This is a genomic window from Nocardioides hankookensis, from assembly GCF_042658885.1.
In the GTDB taxonomy this organism is placed as follows: domain Bacteria; phylum Actinomycetota; class Actinomycetes; order Propionibacteriales; family Nocardioidaceae; genus Nocardioides; species Nocardioides hankookensis.
Genome location: NZ_JBHSRJ010000001.1, coordinates 358,991 through 383,100, shown reverse-complemented (window position 1 = coordinate 383,100; position 24,110 = coordinate 358,991). Strand labels below are relative to the sequence as shown.

19 protein-coding genes are annotated in these 24,110 nt (G+C 71.8%); 9 read left to right on the top strand and 10 right to left on the bottom strand.

Translation table 11 applies throughout. The features are described 5' to 3' along the window. The first annotated feature begins 30 nt into the window (after positions 1-30). From ACFPYL_RS01725 to ACFPYL_RS01715, 3 genes are all read left to right on the top strand, one after another. On the top strand, positions 31-519 hold the full coding sequence (locus ACFPYL_RS01725; RefSeq protein ID WP_379149709.1) for a glutathione peroxidase: 489 nt from the start codon (positions 31-33) through the stop codon (positions 517-519). A gap of 46 nt (positions 520-565) precedes the next feature. Further along, a complete protein-coding gene (locus ACFPYL_RS01720) occupies positions 566-2,338 on the top strand; it encodes an outer membrane protein assembly factor BamB family protein (protein WP_379149707.1) in 1,773 nt (590 codons plus the stop codon). Positions 2,339-2,441: 103 nt separating this feature from the next. Then, the gene (locus ACFPYL_RS01715) at positions 2,442-3,923 is read left to right on the top strand and encodes a DHA2 family efflux MFS transporter permease subunit (RefSeq protein WP_379149705.1); all 1,482 of its coding nucleotides are present in this window, start codon (positions 2,442-2,444) and stop codon (positions 3,921-3,923) included. A gap of 100 nt (positions 3,924-4,023) precedes the next feature. Here ACFPYL_RS01715 and ACFPYL_RS01710 read toward each other — a convergent pair whose 3' ends face one another. Next, positions 4,024-5,067, bottom strand: coding sequence for an NAD(P)H-dependent amine dehydrogenase family protein (locus ACFPYL_RS01710; RefSeq protein WP_379149703.1), 1,044 nt, complete (start codon positions 5,065-5,067; stop codon positions 4,024-4,026). A 333-nt stretch (positions 5,068-5,400) separates the two neighbouring features. On the opposite strand from ACFPYL_RS01710, the gene ACFPYL_RS01705 reads away from it, so the two are divergent. Together ACFPYL_RS01705 and ACFPYL_RS01700 are read left to right on the top strand one after the other, a co-directional pair. Further along, complete coding sequence (locus ACFPYL_RS01705) at positions 5,401-7,281, top strand: glycosyltransferase (RefSeq protein ID WP_379149701.1); 1,881 nt, start codon at positions 5,401-5,403, stop codon at positions 7,279-7,281. Beyond that, positions 7,278-8,552 carry an acyltransferase family protein gene (locus ACFPYL_RS01700; protein ID WP_379149699.1) on the top strand — a complete coding sequence of 425 codons (1,275 nt, stop codon included), beginning with the start codon at positions 7,278-7,280 and terminating at the stop codon, positions 8,550-8,552. The genes ACFPYL_RS01705 and ACFPYL_RS01700 overlap by 4 nt, the downstream gene beginning before the upstream one ends. A gap of 4 nt (positions 8,553-8,556) precedes the next feature. Here the strand turns inward: ACFPYL_RS01700 and ACFPYL_RS01695 are convergent, their stop codons facing one another. The 6 genes from ACFPYL_RS01695 to ACFPYL_RS01670 form a co-directional block, all read right to left on the bottom strand. After that, complete coding sequence (locus ACFPYL_RS01695) at positions 8,557-9,681, bottom strand: CDP-glycerol glycerophosphotransferase family protein (RefSeq protein ID WP_379149697.1); 1,125 nt, start codon at positions 9,679-9,681, stop codon at positions 8,557-8,559. Positions 9,682-9,748: 67 nt separating this feature from the next. After that, positions 9,749-11,107, bottom strand: a complete 1,359-nt coding sequence (locus ACFPYL_RS01690; protein ID WP_379149695.1) for a TolB family protein — start codon at positions 11,105-11,107, stop codon at positions 9,749-9,751. After that, the gene (locus tag ACFPYL_RS01685) at positions 11,101-12,423 is read right to left on the bottom strand and encodes a hypothetical protein (protein ID WP_379149693.1); all 1,323 of its coding nucleotides are present in this window, start codon (positions 12,421-12,423) and stop codon (positions 11,101-11,103) included. Before ACFPYL_RS01685 ends, ACFPYL_RS01690 begins: the two co-directional genes overlap by 7 nt. A 43-nt stretch (positions 12,424-12,466) precedes the next feature. Continuing rightward, entirely contained in the window at positions 12,467-14,563 is a 2,097-nt protein-coding gene (locus tag ACFPYL_RS01680) for a RecQ family ATP-dependent DNA helicase (protein WP_379149691.1), read from the bottom strand. Between the two features lie 163 nt (positions 14,564-14,726). After that, positions 14,727-15,428 carry a 2-phosphosulfolactate phosphatase gene (locus tag ACFPYL_RS01675; protein WP_379149689.1) on the bottom strand — a complete coding sequence of 234 codons (702 nt, stop codon included), beginning with the start codon at positions 15,426-15,428 and terminating at the stop codon, positions 14,727-14,729. Then, positions 15,425-17,389 (bottom strand): M13 family metallopeptidase, encoded by a 1,965-nt coding sequence (locus ACFPYL_RS01670; protein ID WP_379149687.1) that lies wholly within the window; start codon positions 17,387-17,389, stop codon positions 15,425-15,427. The genes ACFPYL_RS01675 and ACFPYL_RS01670 overlap by 4 nt, the downstream gene beginning before the upstream one ends. Positions 17,390-17,475: 86 nt before the next feature. On the opposite strand from ACFPYL_RS01670, the gene ACFPYL_RS01665 reads away from it, so the two are divergent. From ACFPYL_RS01665 to ACFPYL_RS01650, 4 genes are read left to right on the top strand one after another with little or no spacing between them, the layout of a single operon-like run. Continuing rightward, complete coding sequence (locus ACFPYL_RS01665; RefSeq protein WP_379149685.1) at positions 17,476-17,781, top strand: putative quinol monooxygenase; 306 nt, start codon at positions 17,476-17,478, stop codon at positions 17,779-17,781. Positions 17,782-17,823: 42 nt separating this feature from the next. Then, positions 17,824-19,146 (top strand): FlgD immunoglobulin-like domain containing protein, encoded by a 1,323-nt coding sequence (locus ACFPYL_RS01660; RefSeq protein ID WP_379149683.1) that lies wholly within the window; start codon positions 17,824-17,826, stop codon positions 19,144-19,146. Positions 19,147-19,174: 28 nt separating this feature from the next. After that, positions 19,175-20,587 (top strand): purine-cytosine permease family protein, encoded by a 1,413-nt coding sequence (locus ACFPYL_RS01655; RefSeq protein WP_379149681.1) that lies wholly within the window; start codon positions 19,175-19,177, stop codon positions 20,585-20,587. Then, positions 20,584-21,054 (top strand): nucleoside deaminase, encoded by a 471-nt coding sequence (locus ACFPYL_RS01650; protein ID WP_379149679.1) that lies wholly within the window; start codon positions 20,584-20,586, stop codon positions 21,052-21,054. The genes ACFPYL_RS01655 and ACFPYL_RS01650 overlap by 4 nt, the downstream gene beginning before the upstream one ends. Before the next feature lie 3 nt (positions 21,055-21,057). On the opposite strand, the gene ACFPYL_RS01645 is transcribed toward ACFPYL_RS01650, so the two are convergent. From ACFPYL_RS01645 to ACFPYL_RS01635, 3 genes are all read right to left on the bottom strand, one after another. Then, entirely contained in the window at positions 21,058-22,026 is a 969-nt protein-coding gene (locus ACFPYL_RS01645; RefSeq protein ID WP_379149678.1) for an NADPH:quinone oxidoreductase family protein, read from the bottom strand. A gap of 36 nt (positions 22,027-22,062) precedes the next feature. Continuing rightward, positions 22,063-22,794: a hypothetical protein gene (locus ACFPYL_RS01640; protein ID WP_379149676.1), complete on the bottom strand. Its 732-nt coding sequence runs from the start codon at positions 22,792-22,794 to the stop codon at positions 22,063-22,065. Positions 22,795-22,867: 73 nt separating this feature from the next. Then, a complete protein-coding gene (locus tag ACFPYL_RS01635) occupies positions 22,868-24,109 on the bottom strand; it encodes a M15 family metallopeptidase (protein ID WP_379149674.1) in 1,242 nt (413 codons plus the stop codon). Position 24,110 lies beyond the last annotated feature (1 nt).

The following is a 24,110-nucleotide window of genomic DNA, read 5'->3' as shown; positions in this document are numbered from 1 at the left end:
CGCGCCCATCCTGCCTCTACGCTCGTAGTCATGACGATCCTCGACTCCTCCATCGCCCGGCTCGACGGCACCGCCGCGACGCTCGGCGAGCTCACCGGCGGCAAGCCGGCTCTGCTGGTCAACGTGGCGAGCAAGTGCGGCCTGACGCCGCAGTACACCGGCCTGGAGGAGCTCCAGGAGAAGTACGCCGCCCGCGGCTTCACCGTCGTCGGCCTGCCCTGCAACCAGTTCATGGGCCAGGAGCCCGGGTCCGCCGAGGAGATCCAGGAGTTCTGCTCCGCGACGTACGGCGTGACGTTCCCGATGACCGAGAAGATCGAGGTCAACGGCGACGACCGCCACGAGATCTACCGCGGCCTGGTCGAGACGCCCAACGAGAAGGGCGAGACCGGCGACGTGCAGTGGAACTTCGAGAAGTTCCTCGTCGACGGGTCCGGCTCCGTCGTCGCGCGCTTCAGCCCCGGCGTCGTCCCCGAGGACCCCAGCATCGTCAGCGCCATCGAGGCCCAGCTGGGCTGAGCCCGGGCCCGGTTTCGGCCATCACCTCCGGGGGCAGATCCCGGGCATGGGCTCACGGGGGTTGGCCGCGGCGACGCTGGTCGCGCTGCTGCTGGCGTCCGGGTGCACGGGCAGCGACGACGGCGACCCGTCGTCCGACCGGTCGCCCTCGGCCGCGGCGCCGGCCCAGCTGGCGGCCGACTGGTCGACCGCCCTCGGGCCCGCCGCGAAGCCGGTCCCCCAGGACACCTTCGCCTACCGGACGCACGGCGAGCTCGACGTCTGGAGCACCGACGACACCGTCGTGGTCGTGGGCCGTCGCGGCCTCCAGGCGTTCGACCTCGCGACCGGCGACCCGGCGTGGACGCTGCAGGTGCCCGCGCGACTGGGGTCGGTCTGCGCGGTCTCCCCGGAGCTCGGGGCCACGGGGCTCGGCGGGCTGCTGTTCGCCTCGACCGGCCGCTGCGACGCCGCCGGGGTGATCGACGTGGCCACCGGCCGCCTCACCTGGACGGCACCCCTGGCGCAGGGACCGTCGCCGCTCGACCCGGCGTACGCCGACCGGCCCGTGCACGTCGGCGCCCGCACGCTGACCGTCGAGGTGCCCTGCGACGAGCTGCGCCGCTACGACCTCCGGTCCGGTGCGGTCCTGCCCGAGCCCTTCCGCCGGCGCGGCGACTGCACGCACGACGTGGCGGTCGGTGGTGGTCTCCAGGCCGTGGTCGACAGGTCCACCGACATCCTGAGCCTCGCCGACGCCGACTCCGACCGCCGGCTGTGGACCCACGCGATGCCCGCCCACAGCGGCGTCGACGCCGTCGTCTGGACCGACCCGTTGATCCTCGACGTGACCGAGCGCGGCCACCGGGTGCTGCGGAGCTACGACGACCGAGGCCGCCCCGGCGCGTACGTCGGACGTCAGATGGACACGGACCCGAAGGTGCTCGGCGTGCTCGACGGCGTGCTCGTGGTCTCGTACTCCACCAGCGCCCTCGCGGCACCGCTCTTCCGGGGCTTCGACCCCGACACGGGTGAGCAGCTCTGGCGCAGCGACGACGAGCTCTACGTGGCGGGCGAGCAGGCCGGACGGATCTTCACCCTGTTCCGCCCGCTCGGCTCGACGACGACCGACGCCACCGCGGGGGTCTGGGTCGGCCGCGCCGACCCGCGGGACCCGACCGACCAGGTGGCCCTCGGCCGGATCCCGTACGACGAGGACGCGACGTACGGCTGGACCGACGACGTCCTGGTGCGCCAGGTCGGCGCCCGGCTCGACGCCTACCGGTTGCCCGACGCGGCCGAGGACGCGAGCGCCCCGGCGATGCCGCCACTGCCGGGCCAGCAGCCCGAGCCCGCCTGGGCCGACGGGGACGTCCGTCCCGAGCAGGTCGGGGACCTGTGCACCACCGTGCGGCCGGCGACCCTGCGCTCCCTCGATTTCCGCAGCGCCGACCTGCCGGCGCCCGCCACCTGCGCGTGGCACGACGTGCTCGACGACCCCGACACGGACCGGCTGCTGGCGGTCGACACCTTCGCCGTCGCGCCCCAGGACGGTCGGAGCGCGGCCGAGGAGGCGCACCGGCAGCTGGTCGACCTGCGCACCTCGGACATCAACTGGCCCGGTCCGGTGCGGGCCGTCAGCGGGCTCGGCGACGAGGCACAGCTCGCCCAGAAGCGCACCGGGTCCGAGAGCGAGAGCCGTCTCGCGGTCCGGATCGGCAACGTCGTGCTGATCATCCACAGCGACGTGCGCACCTTCGGCGCGAAACCGCCGGCCCTGTCCTCACTGCTCGCCGGCCAGCGCCGGGTGCTCGGCGACCTGACCGCCGGCCTCGGCTGACGCTCGGCTCGCGAGGTTCTTGCACTCACCTGGTGACCAAGACCACCCCGGCCGGAGACGAAAGTCGGATGACCCTGTCGGCGGGTCCACCTAGCCTCGTTGGGTGAGCATCGAGACCCCCACCCAGCCCACCCCGGCCGCCTCCGACAAGCTGGACCGCCAGGTGCTGGTGATCGCGGGCGTGGTCGTGCTCGGGGCCATCATGTCGATCCTCGACATCACGATCGTCTCGGTCGCCCTCCAGACGTTCACCCAGGTCTTCGACGCCACCGCGGCCCAGGTCGCCTGGACGATGACCGGCTACACGCTGGCGCTCGCGGCCGTGATCCCGCTGACCGGGTGGGCCGCCGACCGGTTCGGCACCAAGCGGCTCTACCTGACGGCGATCGTGCTCTTCGCCCTCGGATCCGCGCTCTGCGCCCTCGCGACCTCGCTGCCGATGCTGGTCACCTTCCGGGTGCTCCAGGGTCTCGGCGGCGGCATGCTGATGCCGCTCGGCATGACGATCCTGACCCGGGCTGCCGGCCCGGAGCGGATCGGCCGCGTGATGGCCGTGATGGGGATCCCGATGCTGCTCGGCCCGATCTTCGGCCCGATCCTGGGCGGCCTGCTGATCGATGTCGCCAGCTGGCACTGGATCTTCCTGATCAACGTCCCGATCGGCATCGCCGCGATCGTGTACGCCGCGATCGCGCTGCCCAAGGACGACGTCCAGCCCTCCGAGTCCTTCGACTGGCTGGGCATGGTGCTGCTCTCCCCCGGCCTCGCGCTCTTCCTCTACGGCATCTCCACGATCCCGGAGACGGGCACGTTCTTCGCGACCAAGGTCGTCGTGCCGGTCGTGATCGGCACGGTCCTGATCGTCGGCTTCATCCCGTGGGCGCTCAACCGCCACAACGCGCACCCGCTGATCGACCTGCGTCTCTTCAAGAACCGCAACATGACGATCGCCATCGTCGCGATGTCGCTCTTCGCGATCTCGTTCTTCGGCGCCGGGCTGCTCTTCCCGCTCTACTTCCAGCAGGTGCGCGGCGAGGACGCGCTGCACGCGGGCCTGCTGCTGGCGCCGCAGGGCTTCGGCGCGATGATCACGATGCCGATCGCCGGCGTGCTCGCCGACAAGATCGGTCCCGGCAAGATCGTGCTCGTCGGCATCAGCGTCACCGCCATCGGGCTCGGCATGTTCTCGACGCTGACGGACACCACGTCCTACGCGTTCCTGATGCTCTCGCTCTTCGTCATGGGCCTCGGCATGGGCGGCACGATGATGCCGATCATGTCGTCGGCGCTGGCCACGCTGCGCGACCACACGATCGCCCGCGGCTCGACGCTGATGAACATCGTCCAGCAGGTCGCCGCCTCGATCGGCACCGCCGTCTTCACGGTGCTGCTCACCAACGGGCTCCTCGACAGCATCACCGGCTCCACGCCGCCCGAGGAGATCCCGGGCGCGACCGCCGACGTCTACGGCGACGTCTTCCTGGTCGGCGCCGTCCTGGTCGCACTGGTGCTGGTCCCGGCGTTCTTCCTGCCTCGCAAGAAGATCGAGCACCAGGTCGACCCGGCGCTCATGGTCGGTCACTGAGCCCGACGAAGAGTTTCATCGGCTGGCCGACAAACCTGTCGCTTGGACGATGAACCTTTGTCGTCCAAGCGTGAGTTTCATCGGCCGGCCGATGAAACTCTCACGCCAGGGCGACCCGCCCCGTCACCGGCGGTAGGTCCGCCAGCGTGACGATGCCGGGCGGCGCGGCGACGACGTACGGCACCGCGTTGGTGACCGGCATCGCCGTGTAGATCATCCCGAGGTCCATGAAGCCCTCGGACCAGTCCTTCGGCGGCAGGCAGTGCAGGACGGTGCGCATGTTGGGCACGCCGAAGACCTGGATGACGTGGCCGTGCTGGAGCGGCTTGGGCGGCACCACGTGCTCGCCCATCGTCCAGTTGAAGCCGACGCTCACGACGTTGCGGTCGCCGACCCAGCCACGGTGGTAGCCCATCACGCCGCCGACCGTGCCGGCCGGGATCGTCATGAAGCCGAGGTCGCTGTCGCCGGTGGCGGCGGTGAACTCGACGTCGAAGCTCATCCGGTCCAGGGTCACGCCCAGCGCGTCCGCCATCATCGCGGCGGACTCGGCGAAGACCTCGCTCTCACGGCGTACGGACTCGGCGAGGCCGGGGGTCTCCGGGTCGAGCGAGAAGCCCATCGCCCGCTGCGTCTCGGCGCTCTCGTACGTCGAGCAGTCGACCGACTCGGTGATCCGGATCTCGTCCACCCGCTCGCAGGAGCCGCTGAGCACCATGCCGACGAGGTTCGTCATGCCGGGGTGGGCACCGCTGCCGAAGATCGTGGCCTGGCCGCTCTCGCAGGCCTTCTCGATCCGCTCGCGGTCCTCGGGCGTCTGCTTGCCGCCGGTGATCCAGGCGGCCGAGGTGCACACGTTCACGCCCGACTCGAGCAGCGTGCAGAGCTCGTCGATGCTCGGCCAGAGCGGGTTGTAGCAGCACGCGTCGGCGCCCAGCGCGACCAGCGCGGTGATGTCGTCGGTGGCCAGGACCCCGGTCGGCGACGGCCAGCCGCACAGCTCGGCGGCGTCCTTGCCGACCTTGTCGGCGCCGTGGGCGTAGACGCCGACCAGCTCCATGTCGGGGCGGCCGATGATGGCGTGCAGCGAGCGCCGGCCGATGTTGCCGGTCGTCCACTGGATGACGCGCAGAGGTCTGTCCATGGCCGCAGACTAGAACGCGTTCTACCAACGGTCCAGCCTGAGCGCGCGATGAAGATCGTGTGAACGCGCCCCGGGGTTGAGCGGGAAACGGCCTGTGACGACCATCGCGTGACTCGAAGCACGTCGCTCCCGACTTGCGTCGGGCACCCGACTCTCGACACGGTGGATGGACGAGCGCGACTCACGCAGCGCGCCTTTCCGCCGGTCTCCGAGCGCCCGCCATCGCGGGCCCGCCGGCATCGCACCGCCCGCGCCGCCTCACCCGGCGGCCGGTCCGCCGATACCCGAAAGGTCACGCCCGTGTCCCTCTCCCTCGACCCTCGCGCCTCTCGCATGGCGCACACCCAGGGCCGGGTCGGCTCGACGCAGGACGTCGTCGAGCCACCCGTACGCCGACCGCTCGCCGCGGTCACCCCCGACCGCCCGCGCGAGATCATCGCCGTCATCGACCCCGTCTTCGCCGCTCCCGGCGACGACGTCACCGCCAGCGTCCGGCCGCCCCTCGACGTGGTCGAGCGGGTCGCCGCGCGGATGACCCTGCACCTGCACCCGGGTGAGGTCGTCGCCGCGACGCCGGACGCCCGGCTCACCCTCCGGCTGCGCCGCGAGGACCGCGACGCCCGCCCCGTGCGGCTCCAGGAGATGGCCTACCACGCCGTCGAGGCCTTCGACGGCGTCACCGACCGCGACGGCGTCGTCGACCTCGGCGTCGGCTGGGCCCACATCTCCCGCAAGCAGGACCCACAGACCGCCGAGGACCACGCGGCCTCGGCCGCCGAGGAGTCGGTGCGCGGCCGCGACCTGCAGCCACGCTCGAGCGGTGCCCACGTCCGCCAGCGGCACCCCGTCGTCAGCTGGTGGTCCGCGAGCCGCCAGGTCGTCTGGGCCACGCTCGGCTGCCTGGTGGTGCCGTTCCTGGCGCTCGTCGGGCTGTACGCCGTCGGGCTGGACATCTCGACTCCCGTCTACTGGGCCCTGGTCGCTGCCCTCACGATCACCGCAGGGACCATCTGGGCCGAGTGCTCGCACGCGGTCGACCCGCCGACGGTGCCGGACGCCCCTCCCGGCCCTGCCCCGCGGGCGACGGCGATCATCCCGGCGTACCTGCCCAACGAGGCGGACACCATCGTCGAGACGATCCACACCTTCCTCAGCCAGGAGTACGACGGCGGCCTCCAGACCGTCGTCGCCTACAACACTCCGATCGCGCTCGAGGTCGAGGACGAGCTCGCCGCCCTCGCCGCCGAGCACCGCGACCTGACCGTGCTCAAGGTGCCGGACAGCACCTCGAAGGCGCAGAACGTGAACGCCGCGCTGCGCGTCGCCGAGGGCGAGTTCGTCGGCATCTTCGACGCCGACCACCACCCGATGGCGGGCGCGTTCGACCGCGCCTGGCGGTGGATCGCCGACGGCGCGGACGTCGTCCAGGGCCACTGCGTGATCCGCAACGGCGACGACTCGGCGCTGGCGAAGCTGATCGCCGTCGAGTTCGAGCAGATCTACGCCGTCGCCCACCCGGGCCGGACCCGGCTCTTCGGGTTCGGGATCTTCGGCGGCTCCAACGGCTACTGGCGCACCTCCGCCCTCGAGCGGATCCGGCTGCGCGGCTCCTTCCTCACCGAGGACATCGAGTCGTCGATGCGCGTGCTCGAGGCTGGCGGCCGGATCGTCAACGACCCCGGGCTGGTCAGTCGCGAGCTGGCGCCCGAGACCACGAAGGCGCTCTGGAACCAGCGGATGCGCTGGGCGCAGGGCTGGTTCCAGGTCTCGATCCGGCACCTCATGCCGATCGTGACGCAGCCCGGCCTGACCCTGCGCCAGCGGCTCGGCGTCGTGCACCTGCTCGGCTGGCGGGAGATCTACCCGTGGATCTCGCTGCTCACCTGGCCGCTGCTCGGCTTCCTGGCCTGGCGCGACGGGGGTCTCGACCTGACGTCGCCCATCTTCCTGCTGCTGACGCTGCTGACCACGGCCTCCGGGCCGCTGCAGACGATCGCCGCCTGGCGGCTCGCGACCCCCGAGCTGCGCCGGCACCCGCGCTGGTTCGTCGCGTCGGCGTTCGCCAACATCGCGTTCTACACCGAGCTCAAGAACATCGTGAACCGGGTCGCGCAGCTCAAGCAGCTGCGCGGCGAGCACCGCTGGGTGGTCACCCCGCGCAGCGCCGGCCGCGCCCACTCCACCGACACCGAGCCCGAGGAGGTCGCCGCATGAGCGTCACCGAGCTGACCCGTCCCACGACCGACCCCACCCGGACCACCGACCCGACGATCGACGGTGACGCCGCACCGAGCGGCTCCGACCTGCCGAGCCCGGCCCGGCCCTCGCCGTTCCCGCTCGGCTGGCTGCGCGGGCTGGCCGCGCTGGCCGTCGTCACCTTCCACGCCTACCAGTACAACCGCACCGGCCCCGAGTCGACGTGGCCCTGGAGCGGCACCGCGCACCAGCTGATGCTGGGCACGGACCTCTTCGTCGACATGTTCTTCGTGCTGTCCGGCCTGGTGCTCTGGATGCCGATCGCGCTGGCCTGCGCCCACGGCGTCGCCGCCCGACCCGGGCGGGTGCTGCTGATGCGTCGGATGGCGCGGCTGCTCCCGCTCTACTACGCGATCGTGCTGGTGGTGTGGGTGACGACGAACCCGTCGTTGCCCGGCCACTGGCAGGACCTGCTGCTGCACCTGACCTTCACGCAGGTCTACAGCGACCAGTACATCTTCTGGACCGACGGTCCGGCGTGGTCGCTCGCGGTCGAGTTCCACTTCTACCTGCTGATGGCGCTCTCCGTCCCACTGGTCTACCGGCTGATGGAGCGTCGCCGGATGCGGCGCGGCCGCCTCGCCGTGGCCTCCGCGCTGCCGGCGCTCTGCGCGGTCACGTCGGTCGCCTACCTGACCTGGGCCTCCGTGACCCACCAGCCCGAGACCGACTGGTCGGTGTGGTTCTCCCCGCTGACCCGCGGTGCCGACTTCGCCATCGGGATGGGCCTGGCCGTGCTGGTCGCGGCCGGCGTACGCCTCGGTCGCTCGGCCCGCATCGCCCTGGGCGTCACCGGCGTCGCCGCCCTCGTCGCGCTCGTGCTCAGCCGTCCGTTCGGGACCACCGCCGGCGAGTGGTGGCACCCGCTGTACGCCGCCGCGGTCGCCACCGCGCTGGCCGGCATCGTGCTCCACGGCGGCCCCTGGTCACGCGCCTGGGACTGGAAGCCGCTGGTCTGGGTCGGCACCCTCGGGTACGGCGTGTACCTGATCCACGAGCCGGTCATGCGGTTCCTGGGCAGCCACGGCTTCCTGCCGGAGGGCCGCCCGGGCGGGTTCTTCCTGGTCTCGGCCGTCCTGGTCGCCGTACCCAGCATCGCCCTGGCCTGGCTCAGCGCCCGCACCGTCGAGCCGGCGGGCCTGCGCCTGCTCGCGATGACCGACCGGCGCGGCCGGTCGCGGGACTACTACGAGCACATGGCCGCCGAGGACCGGATGGAGCGTGTCTAGTGTCCTAGGCGGTGATGGCCTCGCCCGTCGGGTCGGCTCCGAGCAGCCGGTCGCGCAGCGCGACCAGCTCGGAGACCGACTCGAGGAAGCGGGTCGTGCTGTCGCCGACCTGGTGGTCGTCGAAGTAGTGGTGCCGCATCGCGACCCGCGCCAGGTGGTGCTCGTCGAGCTCGAGGCGGGCGGTGAGCAGCGCGGTCAGCCCGGCGACGTCGACCTCGTCGAGCACGTCGGCGCAGCGGCTGACCGGCACCTCCTGCCGGAGCCGCTCGGCGTCGTGGTGCCGGTCGGTGATGAAGATCGGCTTCTCGGTGCGCAGGTAGAGCCAGTCCAGGCCGACCGAGGAGACATCGGTGATCATCGCGTCGCAGTCCGGCATCACCGCGAGGATGTCGCCCGCCGTGACCGCACAGTGCTCGCCACCGGCGGCGGCGACCAGGCCGAGGATCTGCTGGTGCGCGTCGCGGATCGCCTCGACCTTGCTGGTCGTGACCTTGGGGTGCGGCTTGTAGACGAGGCGCACACCGGGCACGTCGAGGACGGCGCGGACGATGTCCGCGCCGATCGTGTCGACGGAGGTGTAGTCGTTGTACTCCGCGTCGCCCTCCCAGGTCGGCGCGTAGAGGACGGTCCGCAGCTCGGTCGGCTCGAGCAGAGCCGGCGGGCGCAGGTCGAGCTGCGGCCGGCCGATCCGCACCAGGCGGTCGGTGTCGAACTCCAGGAGTCCGGCCTCGTGACGCTGCACGGCGGCCTCGCCGGCGACGAACACCCGGTCGTAGGCCTTGGCGTTGTTGCTCGCCATGCTCTGCTTGTCGCTCTCACCGTGGTTGATGTGCACGTGCAGCTTGCGGCTGTCCAGGAGCGACTGGAAGTTGAGCATCGAGTTGTTGCAGTAGAGGACGACCTTGGCGTCCGACTCGGCGTACAGCTCGTGCAGCTCGGCGAACGACGGCGCCAGCGTGATCGGCAGCTCGGTCCGCTTCTCGAGCACCGCGACCGTGCTCGCGTCCCTCGCCACGACCGCCACGGGATGGTGCTGGTCCAGCTGCTCCAGGACCGGCAGCCACTGGATGAGCTGGTAGCTGCGGGTCGGGTCGTCGGCGAAGTAGGCGAGGACGGAGGCGTGGATCACCGGGGAAGGTTACGTGCCGCTTGTTTCATCCGTGCAACCGGGATCCGGCGCCCTCCGAGGGTGCCTCTCAGCACCTGACCCGGCGGACGTCGGACTGCAGGAGGAACGTCGCCACGACCCGGCACGGACCGGACTTCGGGCGGTCGTAGAAGTACGCGAGCAGACGGCCGCGGCTGCTCTGCCGGGCCAACGTGTAGGTGAACGGCCTCCACTCGCCACCCCGGCGCACGTCCAGCCACATCCGTGCCTGGTCCGACGGCTGACGGGGCGACACGGCGCTGACGACCCTGAGCGGCTGGTGCTCGCCGGCTGCGGGGTGCACGGCGGTGATCGCCACCTTCGGGATCCGGCTCGTCGGCCACACCACGCAGGTGCCGGTCGGGCACGGCTGCCAGTCGTAGACCACGCTCCGCGGCGGGCCGACCCGCTTCGCGTGCTTGGTGGCGACGTCGATGTAGGCATAGGGCTCGAGGCCGGGCAGGTCCGGGACACCGGCCGGCGGCGCGGTCGCGGAGATCACGGTCCGGCCGTCGGCGGACCACCAGTGGGCGAAGGACGGCGTCCCGATGTTCGGCCGAGCGGTCGCCGGGTACGAGACCTGCCGAAGCGTCCGCAGCCGATCCGGCGCCGTGGCGGTCTCGGCGACCGTGGCGGCGGCCGTCGAGACACTGATGCCTCCCGCCGCCCGCCACGTCACGTCGGTCGCGTCGGCGAGGAGGGCCGCGCCCTCGGGCGACCACAGTGGGGCGCCGTACCGCACGGAGTGGCACTCCCGCGACGCCGCACACGACGGATCGACGTCCGGAGTGTTGTAGGGCTGCGGCGTCCCGCCCACCGCAGGGATCGTGTAGAGCTGCGCGATGAACGAACGCCCGCTCCTCGTCAGGTCGGCGAGGTGGACCTTGTCGGTGCCGGAGACGGCGAGCCGGGAGCCGTCCGGGCTCCAGCTGACCGTGTCCGACTCGAGTCGGATGGCTCCGTCGTCCCCGTCGTACACCTTCGTGGCGCCCGACCCGTCCACGTTCGCGATCCAGATCTCGTCGCCGGTGTTGTTCGCGAGGTAGACCGCGAGCCGGGTCTGGTCCGGGGACCAGGAGATGGAGGTGGCGACGCCGCCGGAGAGGTGCGGGAGCTCGGTGGTCGGGCCGTGGGCGCGGCGGATGACGATCGTGCTGGCGCGACAGCCGGACCGCAGCCACGTGCCCGACGCGAGCATGGAGCCGTCAGGCGAGAACACCGTCGGCTGGCACCAGGACCGGAACGTGAGCGGCCGGCTGCCTCCGGGGACCTTGAACACACCACCCTCGATGAGCAGGTGCCCCGAACGAGCGGTCGGTGCGGGGGCTGCGGCCGACGCCGCGACGGCGGGCAGGCTGAAGGCCGCCAGCGAGACGAGCAGGATGAGCCGGACGACGTTTCTCAGCATCCGACCCTCACCACCTTGCGGAAGACCTGGCGGTAGGTCGCGACCGCCCGGCAGGCGCCTCCCGGCGGATCGTCGCGGCTGGCCATCGCGGTGCGCGTGACCCGCCCGCTGCTGATGTCGATGTCCTTGCTCAGGTAGGGGATCCACCGACCCCGGGCCGCGACCTGTATCTCGACGCGCAGGAACCCTTGCTGCCGCGGGGCGACCTTGGCGGCGATGCGGAGGTGCTTGAACGCCGTGCGCTTCCAGAAGGCCGTGAACGCCACACGAGGCTTCGCTGCACGGGGCCAGCTGACGCACGTCCCGGTCGGGCACGGCTGCCAGTCGTAGACCTCGCCCCGCACCACACCCGTCACCCGACCGGAGACGATCTCCGTGCGGGTGTAGCTCCTGTCGACCGACCAGGGACTGCGAAGCACGAGGTTCGGCACCAGCACCGACGAGCCGTCCGCCGACCAGAAGACGGGCAGGTAGTCGGCGCTGTACTGCGCCCACGGTTGCTCGTCCGACGTCGCGATCGACCTGACCGCGGTCGGCTCGGTCGCGCCCTCGGTCAGGATCGCCGCCGACGAGCTCCACGACTCGGGGTGGGTGGGGGTGTCCCAGGTGGTGTCGGAGGCGTTGACGAGGAGTCTCGTGCCGTCGGGTGACCACCGAGGCGCTCTGAAGGTGAGCTTTCGACACGGCACCGACTCGTAGTCGCAACCGGCATCGACGTACGGCGTGTTGAACGGCGCCGGCGTGCCTCCGGCAGCGGGCACGGTGTAGATCTGGCCGTGGCCGACCGGCGACCAGCCGACGTAGGCGATCCGTGAGCCGTCCGGGCTCCACGCGGGCTCGGCCTCGGGGCTCCCCGCATCGGTCCAATATCCGGAGTAGAGCAGCTGCGTGCCCGAGCCGTCGACCCGGACGGCGTAGAGCGCGGCAGTGTTGTCGTGCGTGACGACCACGGCGAGCTGCTTCCCGTCCGGAGACCAGGTGATACCCCTGATGTTGCCGGCCGGGACCGAGACCGAGGCCGTCGCGCCGTGCGCCCTCTGGATCCGGATCCGGCCGCGCGCGCAACCGTAGGAGACGCTTTCGACGACCGACGCGATCATCGCCCCGTCCGGCGAGAAGGTTCCCTGACACCACAGCGTCGAGCGCAGCAGCTGCGCGTGGCCGGCGAACGACGTCAGCTGACCGCCCCTGGTCAGCACTCGACCGGACACGGCGGGGGCGCTCGCTGCCTGCGCCGAGGCCGACGAGGAAGCCACGGCGGGCAGGCCGAAGGCCACCAGGGCGACCAGCAGGACGAGCCGGGCAACAGTTCTCATGACGACAACAGCGTCCAGGGCCGTGCGTGCGTTACATCCGACCTCAGGACTGCGTGGCGAGGACCAGCGGCCGGACCTCGGCCGCGCCGGCGTTGCGGATCGCCCGAGCTGCCAGGGTCAGGGTCCACCCGGTGCCGACGCGGTCGTCGACGAGCAGGATCCGGCTGCCGTCGGGGACGTCGGCCTGGAGGTCGCAGCGGCGCCCGACCGCGGCGATCCGCTGGGCCGAGTTGGCAGCGCCCTGCCCGGGCGCGACGTCCGGGTCGACGATCGCCCAGCGGCCGACGACCGGCACCTTCAGGTAGCGCGACAGCCCGTCGGCGAGGTCGGCGGTGAGGACCGGGTGGGTCGCCGACTCCACCACGACGATGCCGTCGACGGGTGGGCGCCAGTCGCCGAGCACCTCGACGACGGCGCGCACGAGCGGCACCGGGACGGGACCGTCCGGGGTGGCCGTCGCGAAGAGCTCGCGCAGCGCGTTGCCGTAGCCGAGGTCGGTGAGCCGGGCGACCGCGCGCCCCTCCTCCGCGGCCTCGCCGATCTTGCCGCGCAGGTCGACGCCGAGGTTGGCGAGCGCGGTCGGCCACATCTTCCGGGGCTCGACGACGACGCCGGGGCGCGCGAGCCGGGCCTCGGCCTCCTCGACCGCGGCGGCGGAGACATCGGCCGCGATCGCCAGTCCTCCGCAGTTGTCGCAGCGGCCGCAGTCGGCGGTCTCGGGGTCGTCGAGCTGCTCGCGCAGGAAGCGCATCCGGCACTCGTCGGTCGCGATGTAGTCGAGCATCGCGCGCTGCTCGCGCTCGCGCGCCTCGGTCACCCGTCGGTAGCGCTCCTCGTCGTAGACCCACGGCTGCCCGGTGGACTCCCAGCCGCCGCGGACGCGACGTACGGCGCCGTCCACGTCGAGCACCTTGAGCATGGTCTCGAGGCGGTTGCGGTTGAGCTCGACGTAGGTCTCCAGGGTCGCCGTGCTCATCGTGCGACCTTCCTCGGCGAGCACCTCGAGCGTCCGCCGGACCTGCTCCTCGCGCGGGAAGGCGAGGGAGGCGAAGTAGGCCCAGATGTCGCGGTCCTCGATCGCCGGCAGCAGCACGACGGTCGCCTCCGACGTGCCGCGGCCGGCGCGGCCGACCTGCTGGTAGTAGGCGACCGGCGACGACGGCGCCCCGAGGTTGACCACGAACCCGAGCGTCGCGTCGAAGCCCATGCCCAGCGCACTGGTCGCGACCAGCGCTTTCACCCGGCCATCGACGAGGTCCTGCTCGAGCGCCTGACGCTCGGTCGGCTCGGTCTGGCCGGAGTAGGCCGCGACCTCGTGCCCGCGCGAGCGCAGGTAGTCGGCGACCTCCTGGGTGGCGGCGACCGTCAGGCAGTAGACGATGCCGGAGCCGGGCTGCTCCGCGAGGTGGTCGGCGAGCCAGGCGAGCCGCTGCTCGGGGGTCTTCAGCCGGACGACGCCGAGCCGCAGCGACTCGCGGTCGAGGGTGCCGCGGAGCACGAGGACGTCGCCCAGAGTGCCGGCGCTGCCGAGCTGCTCGGCGACGTCGTCGGTCACGCGGGCGTTGGCGGTGGCCGTCGTCGCGAGCACCGGGATGCCCTCGGGCAGGTCGTGAAGGAGCGTGCGGATGCGACGGTAGTCGGGGCGGAAGTCGTGGCCCCAGTCGGAGATGCAGTGCGCCTCGTCGACCACCAGCAGGCCACAGGTCGCCGCCAGCCGGGGCAGCACCTCGTCGCGGAAGCCGGGGTTGTTGAGCCGCTCCGGGCTGACCAGCAGCACGTCGACCTCGCCGGCGCGGATCGCCTCCTGGATCGGCTCCCAGTCCTCCATGTTGGTGGAGTTGATGGTGACCGCCCGGATGCCGGCCCGCTCCGCAGCGGCGATCTGGTTGCGCATCAGCGCGAGCAGGGGCGACACGATGACCGTCGGACCGGCGCCCTGGTCGCGCAGCAGCAGGGTGGCGACGAAGTAGACGGCCGACTTGCCCCAGCCCGTGCGCTGCACCACGAGGGCCCGCCGCCGCTCGACGGCCAGCGCCTCGATCGCGGACCACTGGTCCTCGCGCAGGGCGGCGTCGTCGCTCCCCACCAGCGCCCGCAGGTGGGCCTCGGCGTTGGCGCGCACGTCGGTCGTCGTCGGCATGGTGCCTGTCTACCAGCGCCGTCCGACAGGGATGTATCTGGCGCCGGCCCGCCCGCTCCTCATCGTCGCCAGCGCGCGACACGGGGTGCGTGCTGGCGGATCACACGGTCGTGTGCCCCAGGACGTCCCATGGCGCGTGCTGGGGCACACGACCCTCCGTCGGTCAGGCTGACCCGAACGCGTCCGACGTCAGGACCGGTACGACGGAGCTGGCGTCCAGCTCGGCGGCCACCTCGACGTCCTCGGGGAAGCCCATCTCCACCAGCTCCCGGCCGCTGGCGCAGCCCAGCAGCTCCGCCCGCAGTCGCGGCTCGACCGCCCGGAACGCCCGCTCAGCCACCCGCGCCTCCGCCGAGAGGTCGGCGGCACCCAGGTCGACCAGCCCGGAGATCACCGCGCCGGCACCCCACAGGTCCTCGACCGCCGGCCGCAGGGTGCCGTCCGGCCACCGCTCACCGGCCGCGACGACCGCCACGTCGCCGCCGCGCGCGTGCAACCAGCGCGCCACAGCGAGCCGGTTGCGCAGGGAGGCGCCGACGACGGTCACGCCGGCCTCGGCGAGCCCGAGGCTGATGGTCGAGCCGTTGGGCGACGGCAGCACCAGCCGCTCGATGCCGACGGCAGCCCGGACCGACACCGGCGACAGGCTGACCCCGTCGCGCAGCGAGCGACCCGTGGCGAGCACCGCGTCGCGCTCGGCGGCGTACGTCGCGGCCCGCTCGTCCTTCCAGCGGAACGGGAAGACCGTCATCCCGCGCTCGACCGCGACCGTCAGCGTGGTCGTGAACGACAGCACGTCCACGACGACCGTCGTCGGCGCCGCGATGGCCGCTGCGCCCGTCGGCCCCCACTCGAACGAGATCACCAGATGCGCACCCGGTCCTCGGGGTCGAGCCAGAGGCCGTCACCCGAGGCGGTCTCGAAGACCTCGTGGTACTCGTCGAGGTTGCGCACGATGTTGGCGCGGAACTCCGGCGGGCTGTGCGGGTCGATGGTGAGGTACTGCTGGTCCTGCTCCTTGCGACGCTTGGTCCGCCAGCAGTAGGCCCAGTTCATGAAGAGGGTCCGGCGGTCGTCGGCGGGCGCGGCCCCGCCGCAGGCGATGAGGTACGCCGTGTGCCCGATCGTCAGGCCGCCGAGGTCGCCGATGTTCTCGCCGACGGTGAGGGCGCCGTTGACGTGCTCGCCCGGCAGGCCGCGCGGCTCGAACGCGTCGTACTGCTCGATCAGCTTCTTCGACTTCACCTCGAAGGCGGTCTTGTCGTCGGGCGTCCACCAGTCGTTGAGGTTGCCGTCGCCGTCGTACTGCGCGCCCTGGTCGTCGAAGCCGTGGCCGATCTCGTGGCCGATCACCGCGCCGATGCCGCCGTAGTTCTCGGCGGCCTCGGCCTCGGGCGAGAAGAACGGCGGCTGCAGGATGCCGGCCGGGAAGCAGATCTCGTTGGTGCCGGGGTTGTAGTAGGCGTTGACCGTCTGGGGCAGCATGAACCACTCGTCGCGGTCGACCGGCGAGCCGATCTTGGCCAGCTCCCGGTCGGTCTCGAAGGCGGACGCCGCGGCGACGTTGCCGAGCAGGTCGTCCCGCGAGACTTGGAGCGTCGAGTAGTCGCGGAACTTCTCCGGGTAGCCGATCTTGGGCCGGAACTTGTCGAGCTTCTCGTAGGCCCGCTGCTTGGTCTGGTCCGTCATCCAGTCGAGGGCCTCGATGGAGACGCGGTAGGCCGCGAGCAGGTTGGCGACCAGGTCGTCCATCATCGCCTTGGAGCGCGGCGGGAAGTGACGGGCGACGTACTCCTTGCCGACGGCCTCGCCCATCGCGCCCTCGACGAACGCGACGCCGCGCTTCCAGCGCGCCCGCAGCTCCGGGGTGCCGTTGAGGGTGCGGCCGTAGAAGTCGAAGTTGGTCTCGACGAAGTCGTCGGTGAGGTACGCCGCCGAGGCGCGCAGCACGTGGGAGAGCAGCCACTCGCGCCACTCGTCGACGGACACCTCGTCGAGCACGGTCGAGAGGTGCGAGAAGTACGACGGCTGCCGCACGCACACCTCGGCAAGGGTCTCGTCGCTGCCGCCGAGGTTGGTGACGTAGGCGTCCCAGTCGAAGCTGGGGCACAGCTCCACCAGGTCGGCCTTGGTCATCAGGTTGTAGGTCTTCTGGACGTCGCGCGTCTCGGCGCGCTCCCAGTGGCCGGCCGCCAGGCGGGTGTCGATGGCGAGCACCGTCGCGGCGGCCTGCTCCGCACCCTCGTGACCGCCGAGCGTGAAGAGGCGGGTCAGGTAGCCGACGTACTTCTCGCGGATCTCGGCGAACTTGTCGTCGCGGTAGTAGGACTCGTCCGGCAGCCCGAGCCCGCCCTGGCCGAGGTTGAAGAGGTAGCGGTCGGAGTCCTTGCTGTCCGTCGCGATGTAGGACCCGAAGAGGCCGTGCCCGCCGATCCGCTCGAACTCGCCCAGGAAGGCGGCCAGGTCGCGGACGTCGCGCAGGCCGGCCACGGCGGCGACGAGCGGCTCCATCGGCGCCGCGCCCTTGGCGTTGATCGTCTCGGTGTCCATGAAGGAGTGGAAGAGGTCGCCGATCTTGCGAGCGTCCTGGTCGAGAGCGGAGTCGATGTCGCTGCCGCCCTCACCGACCTGGCGAGCCAGGTCCTCGATGATCGCGCGGACCTGAGCCTCAGCGATGTCGGCCAGCTGGACGAACGGGCCCCAGCTGGAGCGGTCGGACGGGATCTCCGTCTCGGCGAGCCACCGCCCGTTCACGTGGCCGAACAGGTCGTCCTGCGGACGGATGGCGGTGTCCATGCCCTCGCGGGCGTCCTCGAGAATGCTCACCCGGTGACCCTAGCCGCCCGGGGTGGGCAGAGCGGAATAGGCCGAACGGGCGTCGCGCCCTCGGGTCGGCGCGCTACGGTCCGAGCATGACCGACATCCCTGACGGCGCCCTCCACGTCGTGGCCACCATCCCGATCGACCCGGCGAAGTCGGCCGAGGCCGCCGCGGCGCTCTCCGAGCTCGCCGCCGCCACGCGTGAGGAGGAGGGCTGCTACGCGTACGACGTCTACGAGTCCGCCGCTGCTCCCGGCACCTTCGTCACCGTCGAGGCCTGGCGGGCGCAGGAGGACCTCGACGGCCACATGGCGACGCCGCACATCGCCAAGGCGTTCGAGGTGCTCGGTCCCGCCGTCGCCGGCGACATCGCGATCCACCCGCTCAAGGCCGTCTGAGCGACCTGTAACGCCGGGTCGCTGCCGGACGCTGTACGGGACATGAGCCGACGTCTCGCTGCGGTGCTGACCGCTGCCGCCCTCCTGCCGTTCGCGGCCGCTCCGGCCGCGGCCGCCTCGCCCGACCGCTCCCAGCCCGCCGCGCGGGCCGCGCAGGTGCGGATCCTCGGCACGGGCTCGCAGTTCTCGCCGAACGCCGACGGGCACCGAGACCGGTTGGCCGTGCGCTACCGGCTCAGCGCCCCGGCGCGCGTCAGCGTCGAGGTGCAGCACCGGGGCCGGACCGTGGTCCGGACGGCGCCGAAGGTCAGGAGGGCCGGCACCCGGTCGTTCGTCTGGGACGGCACCCTTGCCAGCGGGAAGCGCGCCGCCGACGGGGCCTACCGCGTCGTCCTCCACGCGACCGGCCACGCCACCACCAGGTCCGACGCGGCCCGCGTCGTCGTCGACACCAGCCCGACCCGGCTCGACGTCGGCACGTTCGGGCTCAGCAGCGACACCGTCTACCCGTACGCGACGGTGATCGACGACGTCGTGGTCGGCAACTTCGGCTTCGACAGCTTGTACTACGGGGACACGTGGAACGAGCAGCAGGAGTGGATCGCGGCATCCCGGGCCCAGGTCGTCGACCGGGACGGTCACGTCGTCGCCACGGAGCGGTTCACCCCGGCCAGCCCCCGAACGGCGGGCGGTTCCATGGACGGCCCGACGAGCTGCGGCCCGTGCGGCCGGTTCACCTGGGACGGCCGCGACTCGGACGGCGTCCGCCAGGCACCGGGCACCTACCGGATCCGCGTGGTCCACGGACGCGACGCCGCCGGCAACCTCCGGATCGCCGGACCCGTCCGGGCGGTGACCGTCTCCGCGGCCCAGCTCGAGCCGAGCACGACCGTCCGCGACCTCCTCGCAGCCGACGCGACCCGGACCTACGACATCCCCACCGGCTGCCTCGGGTGCGAGGTCAGCTCGTGCCCGCCCGTCGACTCGACCCGGTTCACGGGTGGCCTGACCTTCGACCGCACACCGTCGCACTGCCGGGTCTCCTCCGCGCTGTTCACCACGCCCGTCCCGGGCCGGCGCACGCCGTACGACACGTTCTCGGTGGCCGCGACCGGTGGGCCCTCCACCGAGGGAGGCGACGGATCCGCCGATCTGAGGACGTACACCGGGCTGACGATCGAGCCGAGCCATCCCATGACGGGCGACGCGACCGTGAGCACCGACGTCGTATCGGTGTCGCCCAACAGCGAGGTCTACCCCTCCGACCACGCGCCGTCCGTGACGTGGTTGATCGACGGTCTCGCCGGCTCCTACGACATCGCGTCGTTCACGGTCACGATCCACACGTACGTGCCCGTCGCCTGAGCCCGGGCAGGTCGGCGATACTTCCGGCATGGAGACCGTCGACCTGCCGCTCGAGTCCCGCGACTACGGCACCAAGGTCGCGGCCATCGAGCCCGGCGGCGTCGAGCTCATCCCCCTCGAGGAACGGCACGGCTCCCCGGTCCAGCTGCTGTGGACCTGGGCATCGCCGAACCTCGAGTTCGCGACCGTCTTCGTCGGCGTGATCGGCACGCTCTTCTTCGGGCTCTCGTTCGCCCAGGCAGCCCTGGCGATCGTGCTCGGCACCGCGCTCGGCTCGATCACGCACGGCTACCTGTCGACGATGGGCCCGCGCACCGGGCTGCCGCAGATGGTCGCGTCGCGCACGGCGTTCGGGTTCTGGGGCAACGCCGTACCCGCGGTGATCAGCTCGGTGATGGCCGGGATCGGCTGGTTCGCGGTCAACAGCGTCAGCGGCGCCCTCGCGCTCAGCGCGCTCACCGACCTGCCCGGCGTCGCCTGCCTGCTGGTCGTGGTCGGCATCCAGGTCGTGGTGGCGTTCTTCGGCCACAACTTCGTGCACGTCTTCGAGCGGTTCGCGTTCCCGGTGCTGGCCGTGATCTTCCTGGTCGCGATCGTCATCGTGTTCACGAAGGCGGACCCCGGCGCACCGGGCGGTGGCGGCGGCTTCGGTGGCTTCATGCTGCTCGCGTCCGCGAGCTTCGGGTACGCCGCCGGCTGGAACCCCTACGCCTCCGACTACTCCCGCTACCTGGCACCCGAGACCAGCCGCGTGCGGGTCGCGCTGTGCGCCGGGCTCGGGATCTTCCTCTCCTGCACGGCGCTCGAGCTGGCCGGCGCCGCGGCGGTGACGGCGGGCCCGGACCCGTTCCTCGGCAACCCGACCGGCGCGTTCACCGACCTGCTGCCGGGCGTCCTCGGCGACCTCACGCTGCTCGCGATCGCCCTCGGCGCGGTCTGCGCCAACATCCTCAACATCTACTCGGGCTCGATGGCGTTCCTGACCCTCGAGATCCGGCTGCCCTCGCACATCCGGCGCGCGCTGGTCGGCGGGGTCTTCGGCGTCATCGGCTTCTTCATCGCCTGGAGCGGCCTCTCCGACGCCGGCCACAAGTACGAGAACTTCCTGCTCGTCATCGCCTACTGGGTGGCCCCGTGGCTGGGTGTCGTGCTGACCGACCGGCTGCTGCGCCGCGGCACGCCGTCGGTCGGCGCGATGCTGACCCTGGGCTACCGCAACTGGGCCGGCCCGATCGCGTTCGTGGTCGCCACCGTCGTCTCCGTGTGGCTCTTCAGCGACCAGACGAAGTACGTCGGTCCGGTGTCCTCGGCCCACCCGGGCATCGGTGACCTGACCCCGGTCGTCGGGTTCGCCCTCGCGGCCGTCCTGTACGCCGTCCTCTTCCGGCCGCTCGCGGCGCCGACGCCGCCGGTCCCGGCCGAGGTCGGGATGACGGCATGAGCGGGCTGTCGGTCGACATCGCCCGCGAGTGGCTCGCGGTGGCGGTCGAGGAGGCGCGGCTCGGGCTCTCCGAGGGCGGCATCCCGATCGGCGGCGCCCTGGTGGCCGCCGACGGGACCGTGCTGGGGCGCGGCCACAACCGCCGGGTCCAGGACGACGACCCGTCGATGCACGGCGAGACCTCGGCGTTCCGCAACGCCGGACGGCAGCGCACCTACGCCGGCACGACCATGGTCACGACGCTGTCGCCGTGCTGGTACTGCTCGGGCCTGGTCCGCCAGTTCGGCATCTCGCGGGTCGTCGTCGGCGAGGCGACGACGTTCTTCGGCGGCCACGAGTGGCTGGCCGAGCACGGCGTCGAGGTCGTGCTCCTCGACGACCCGGAATGCATCGACCTGATGGAGCGCTTCATCGCCGACCGCCCCGACCTCTGGTTCGAGGACATCGGCGTCGACCCCGCTCCGTAGCCGTCAGGAGCGCACGCGCACGACCGACTTGCCGAGCGTCTTGCGCTGCTCCATGTCGATGAGGGCCTGGCCGAAGCCGTCGAGGTCGTACGTCGCGCCGATCGGCGGCTTGATCACGCCCGACTCCATCATCGGCAGCAGCTCGGCCCACTGCTCCTGCATGTAGCCGGGACGCATCATCGCGAACGCACCCCAGCCGACGCCGCGGACGTCGACGTTGTTGAGCAGCAGGCGGTTGACCTTGACCTCCGGGATGCCCTGGCCGGCGGCGAAGCCGACGACGAGCAGGCGGCCCTGCGTGGCCAGCGAGCGCAGCGAGTCGGTGAACACGTCACCACCGACGACGTCGACGATGACGTCGACGCCGCGCCCGCCGGTCAGCTCCTTGACCGCGTCGCGGAAACCCTCGAGGAGCACGGTCTCGTCGGCTCCCGCGTCCCGCGCGATGGCCGCCTTCTCCTCGGTGCTCACGACGGCGATGGTGCGCGCGCCGTACCCCTTCGCGACCTGGATGGTCGCGGTGCCGACGCCGCCGGCGGCGCCGTGCACGAGGACGGTCTCGCCCTCGCGGAGGTGGCCGCGCTCGGCCAGCGCGAACTGGGCGGTCAGGTAGTTCATCGGCAGCGCGGCGCCCTCGTCGAACGAGAGCCCGTCGGGCAGCGCGAACGTCGTGTCCGCAGGGCTGGCGACGAGGTCGGCGGCGTTGCCGTAGCCCGCGACACCGGCGACCCGCTGGCCCGGGGTGAAGCCCTCCGGGCCGGACACGACCACGCCCGCGAAGTCGACGCCGAGGGTGAACGGTGGCTCCGGCTTGAGCTGGTACTCACCCTTGCTCAGCAGCAGGTCCGGGAACGAGATCCCGACGCTGTGCACCTCGACGAGCACCTCGTGCGCCTGGGGCGTGGGCTCGGGGATGTCGTTGAGGACGACGTCGGCGGGACCGGTGGGCTGGACGACCTGGACTGCGCGCATGCGCTCGAGGCTAGCGGCCACGCCGTACGTCGGGACTCAGGGTGCCGTGTAGACCCACACGTAGCGCACGGTGATCACGCCGGTCGCGGTCGACGTGGCCGTGACGTAGAAGCCGTTGTTCTCGGCGGGATCGGTGCCACCGAAGTCGCCGGCGACCAGCGACCCGCTGCCGTTGGTCACGTTCTCCGCCATCGTGATGTAGACGCACAGCTTGCCCGGTAGCGCCGTCGGCTCGGAGGACGAGCCGGGGCACGCGGTGCTGTCGGTCTCGTCGTCGGCCTGCATGGCGTTGTTGCCTCCGAACCAGAGCGTCCGGTTGGTGGTGCCGACGTCCACGAGCTTGTTGGCCGTCGTGAACGGGAGCGGCGCATAGGACCGGAGCGTCACGGCGGCCGCGTTCACCCCGGCGCTCAAGATCCCCCCGCCCTTGATGACCGTCCCGGACGGGGGCGGCGCGAACGCGCTTGCTCCGGCTTCGCCCGTGTCCCCCTTGTCGCCCTTGGCACCCGCCGCTCCCGCCGCTCCCGCCGCTCCCGCCGCACCGGCAGCACCCGTGGCGCCCTTGAGCTTGGTGAGCTCGGACTTCTTGAAGTCCTTGGCGAGCAACGAGCCGTTCTTGACGTCGGCGCTCGTGACCGTGCCGTCCTTGATCTGCTTGCCGGTGATCATCGCGCCGGCGGTGGCGGCGCCACCCATGGCGACCACCAGGGCGATCACGGCGATGAGGAAGAGCGGGAGGCCGGAGAGCCGGCGGCGGTCTGATGACATGGGGAGGACGCTAGGCAGCGCAGTCGACGTGCGACATGGCACGTTCGGGCCGGAATAGACCGGTGCGGTCGACTCAGCCCGGACGGACGAGGCGGTTCATCTCGAAGTGCATCGGGTCCGTGTAGTGCCAGTCGCCGCCCCAGGTGAAGCCCCAGCTCTTGAAGATCGCGACGACGTCGCGGTCCATCTCGCCGACCGTGCCACGCTGGTTGCCCGGGGTGTTGAGGTCGAGCGCGAGGCCGAACGCGTGGTTGGAGAGCGTCGTGGAGCCCGCGATGAAGCGCGGGTAGTAGCACCCGGCGTACTCCCCGGGGTGGATCTTGTCGGCCAGCCCCTGGGCCTGCACGGCCTGCAGCGCCGCGATCAGCTGCGGGAAGATCGCCTTGTTGCAGGTGACGTTGCCGAGGATCGGCACGGTCTGGGTGGTGATGTGCTCGGCGACCCACGCCGGGTCGGGCGCGATGTGGCCGCCACCGAGGACCGTGTAGCGGAAGGTGCCGACCGCGTCGGCGATGGTGCCGACGACCACCGCGGTCTGCACGACGTCGGGGTCGAGCCCGTAGCGGGCGATCGCGTCGGTCATCTGCACCGACGAGCCCGTGCCGCGCAGCAGCTGCTTGATGGGCTGCCGCAGCGTGATCGGTGCGGTGCCACCGGTGCGGATCAGCAGTGCGTTGCCGGGCGTCAGGTCGAGGTCGGGGATCCAGGTGTCGTTGACGACGGCGTCCACCTCGAGCGCCTGCGGTGCGTACGCACCGATGTGCACGGAGGGAGCGTCCTCGGCGCTGCCCAGCCGGAGGAAGTCGTTGCCGTCGACGGGCAGCTTCTTCGCCGTCGACCGGGCGAGGGCGAGCTCGCCGTCGGCCACGCGCGCCCAGACGTCGTCGGTCTGGGCGCTGCCGTCCGGCGTGTAGTTCCGGTACGTCGCGGGGTCCACGGCGGCGACGTTGAGCGCCCGGTTCTCGATGACGGCCTGGCCCAGCGCGATCTGCTCCACGTCGGTGACCCCGCGGAGCCGGCGGATCGCGTCCACGACGCTCTCGTCCAGCGTCTTCGAGCCGGTGACGATGATGTCGGACGGGGCGATCTGACCGGTGCGTGGGCCGGGCGGTTCCATGGCGCGGGCCGGGTCGAGGGTCGGCGTGCTCGACGGCGGGTCGCTCGCCGAGGCGCTCGGCGAGGCGGACGTCGTACCACTGCCGGCGGTGGTCGGCTGGTCGTCGGCGTGGGTGTCCGAGCCGTCGCACCCGGCCGTCAGGAGGGCGCCCAGGAGCGCGGCGACGGCCAGCGCGGCGCGACTGCGTGCGCGTCCCATG